This window comes from Oceanisphaera sp., from assembly GCF_052084945.1.
Classification (GTDB): Bacteria; Pseudomonadota; Gammaproteobacteria; order Enterobacterales; family Aeromonadaceae; genus Oceanimonas.
This window is the reverse complement of sequence record NZ_JBQDEX010000182.1, coordinates 1-2,861: the sequence shown is the minus strand read 5'-3', so window position 1 is coordinate 2,861 and position 2,861 is coordinate 1. Positions and strand designations below refer to the sequence as shown.

Here is a 2,861-nt window from a genome sequence, read left to right as displayed (position 1 = left end):
TTTAAGCCTGGGCAAAAGCTAAAAGCCCGAGTCGAGCACTTGTCACAACTTGATGAGTCAGAGACGGTAAAAAAGTAACAATATAGCCAGGCATGATTGCCTGGTTTTTTTATTGGCTCAGGCATTCGTTCATTTGATACCAATCTACCACGAGTGTAGGGTCGTATTTATTCGACCTTTTATAGTTGGGTGTTTGGCTCTTATCCTATAACGTCTTTTTCAGATTTTATCTCTATTGTTCCGTGTTCTTCCGTGGGTTCCGTTGCTAAAAATTTTTGATCAGCTAGTTTTACAGATTGGTATTACAAGCAGCATGGCTTAGGCATGCCTAAGGGCGCAATAACTAACAGCTGGTTGGTTTAAATCAATGTATGAGAAATTAGCGTTAATATTGAGTTGCTGTTAGCCTAAGACACTAGTATTAATGAAGAGGGATACAGCCAGTGCATAAAGGTAATATTGTTATTCTCACTGGAGCGGGTATCTCAGCAGAGTCGGGGATCAGCACCTTTAGGGCAGATAATGGCCTATGGGAAGAACACAAATTAGAAGACGTGGCGACACCTGAGGGATATGAGCGAAACCCTGAGTTAGTGCAGCGTTTTTATAATGGCCGCCGCCAACTATTGCATACCGTAGAGCCTAACGCGGCTCACTTAGCACTAGCAAAGTTAGCCGCACATTGGCCGGATACGGTCACGCTGGTCACACAAAACATTGATGACTTGCATGAAAGAGCGGGTAGTGAAAATGTATTACATATGCACGGTGAGTTATTAAAAGCGCGTTGCCCACATAGCCAGCAAACCATTGATTGGCCAGGAGATCTGAGCATTGACGATCTCTGTCAGTGTTGTCAGTTTCCCGAGCCATTACGACCTCATGTCGTGTGGTTTGGTGAAATGCCTTTATCACTAGACCGAATTTATCAGGCTCTCAGCGAGGCGAGTCTGTTTATTTCGATCGGCACTTCTGGAAGTGTGTATCCTGCTGCGGGCCTAGTACATGAAGCGGCCATGCATAATGCCCACACTATAGAAATTAACTTAGAGCCTAGCCAAGGTAAGAGCCATTTTCAGGAGCACCGCTATGGGCCTGCCACCATTAAAGTGGTCGAATATGTCGAAGAGTTACTCGCCCGTTAATCCAATACTTGCCTAGTAAGACAAGGTGCGATGAAAGCCATTTTAACGCTAAAATAATAGACTACTCCATCAATACTCGCGCCCAGTGAAGTATCATACTGTTGTGAGCATAACAGGGTATCATGAGTCAATTTTACGTAAGAGACTACTTTTAAATGAATAAACCGCAATTTTCACGCCTGCAACAGTCGTTACAACACGGCTTTACGCTTTCTCCTAAAGCCGTTTTTCAAGAGGCATGGCAGCGTATAATGGGAGCCAAAATGCCCATGCTACTAGCCGCTATTGGTGTAACGGGTTGCTGGCTAGTACTTAATCAATTACTGGTGAGTGTCGGCGGAGACAGTGAACAGGTTTCTTGGCAAACCAGTTTACTGGGATTAGTCATTTCGATGGTAATGGCCCCCATGAGCGCATCACTCGATATGATAGGGGTACATCGTGCTGTAGATAGACCGATTAGACCTAATCAAATTTTTGATTATTTTCGCTTTTTGCTCCCCTTAGCCGTCACTAGCTTACTAATGGGGCTGATTAGCAGTTTATTTTTACCGATTGGCCAGCTATTAGGTTTACCAATGGTACTTTCGTTACTGCCTACACTTATTTTAAGCGTGGCATTAATGTTTACTTTTCCACTTATTTTAGAAAAAGGCTTCGCCCCAATACAAGCGATTACTACTTCACTACGGTTGTTTGCTCGTCAATGGTTAACCTTGCTCACAATCCATTTGTTGTTGGCTCTATTATTTATGGCTGCTGCATTTACGCTGGGCGTTGGCCTGATTTGGGCCGTTCCTATGTATATTACTGTAAAAGGTATTCTCTATCGTGAAGCCTGTGGTGTTGAGGGCAATACTGATATGACACCTAATGCGACTTCTTCTTTAAATTCGGCTAAGGATCACTTTGACGCATGAAACATTCTCTTTTTATTGCGATGTTACTTGCATTGCCCGCAAGTCAGTTACAAGCTGCACCATTAGAGTTAGGCTACAGTGGCTTTTTTAAATACATGGCAAAAGTAAAAAAGTCGAAGGTTGAGCATGCCGATCTTGGATTTTATTTAAGCCGTACCGATGGCCAAGGCTTATGTAATATTGAGTCGGGTGTGGTAAAGGTTGATGACGAAATACGAGGCGAGGTGGAAGTTTTGCCTCATCAGCAATTTTTGCTGCCCAAAGATAAAGACTTGGATCTCGACAAAGCGATAGTCGCCTTAGACATGACGGAGACCACTGAATGCGATATTTCCATTCAAATTCAGTCTAACCTTGAGGCGGGTGAAATTACGCGCACAGATTTGCGTGCCGTTGAGCAAGACATGTATGTATTATTGCAAAAAATGGCAGGCTGGCCCGGTAAGTATTTTGTACCAGACCTACAAGGCATAACATTAAACCCCGCTGTACCGGGGCAAGATATTAATGGGCAATCGCAGCTAAAGTTAAGCCAAGCGCAATTAGCAGAAGAGGGTAGCTTTAATTTACCCGCGGTAAGGATCACCCCTTGGTTTTAAAGGTTAACGCTGTACGGTAAAGAAAAACACCGATTTAGTTTTTACGTATCGCGTACAGCAGATATCGTACAGCTGTTTTTTAGCTTATTTCAACTCTGTGATGGTGAGTCGTTCACCAAAGGCGGAGGGCTCCTCTTGGTCGACAAAGCGGTTAGCAACATCAGGTTTATCAAAACCAATATCCCCACCGTCAATCA

General features: G+C 43.7%; 3 protein-coding genes. All 3 read left to right on the top strand.

The window, feature by feature from the left end; translation table 11 throughout:
* Positions 1 to 434: 434 nt before the first annotated feature.
* Entirely contained in the window at positions 435 to 1,145 is a 711-nt protein-coding gene (gene cobB, locus ACTHY5_RS11750; RefSeq protein WP_441879926.1) for a Sir2 family NAD+-dependent deacetylase, read from the top strand.
* Positions 1,146 to 1,300: 155 nt separating this feature from the next.
* Positions 1,301 to 2,065, top strand: coding sequence for a hypothetical protein (locus ACTHY5_RS11745; protein WP_441879923.1), 765 nt, complete (start codon positions 1,301 to 1,303; stop codon positions 2,063 to 2,065).
* Positions 2,062 to 2,664 carry a DUF2987 domain-containing protein gene (locus tag ACTHY5_RS11740; protein ID WP_441879920.1) on the top strand — a complete coding sequence of 201 codons (603 nt, stop codon included), beginning with the start codon at positions 2,062 to 2,064 and terminating at the stop codon, positions 2,662 to 2,664. The genes ACTHY5_RS11745 and ACTHY5_RS11740 overlap by 4 nt, the downstream gene beginning before the upstream one ends.
* Positions 2,665 to 2,861 lie beyond the last annotated feature (197 nt).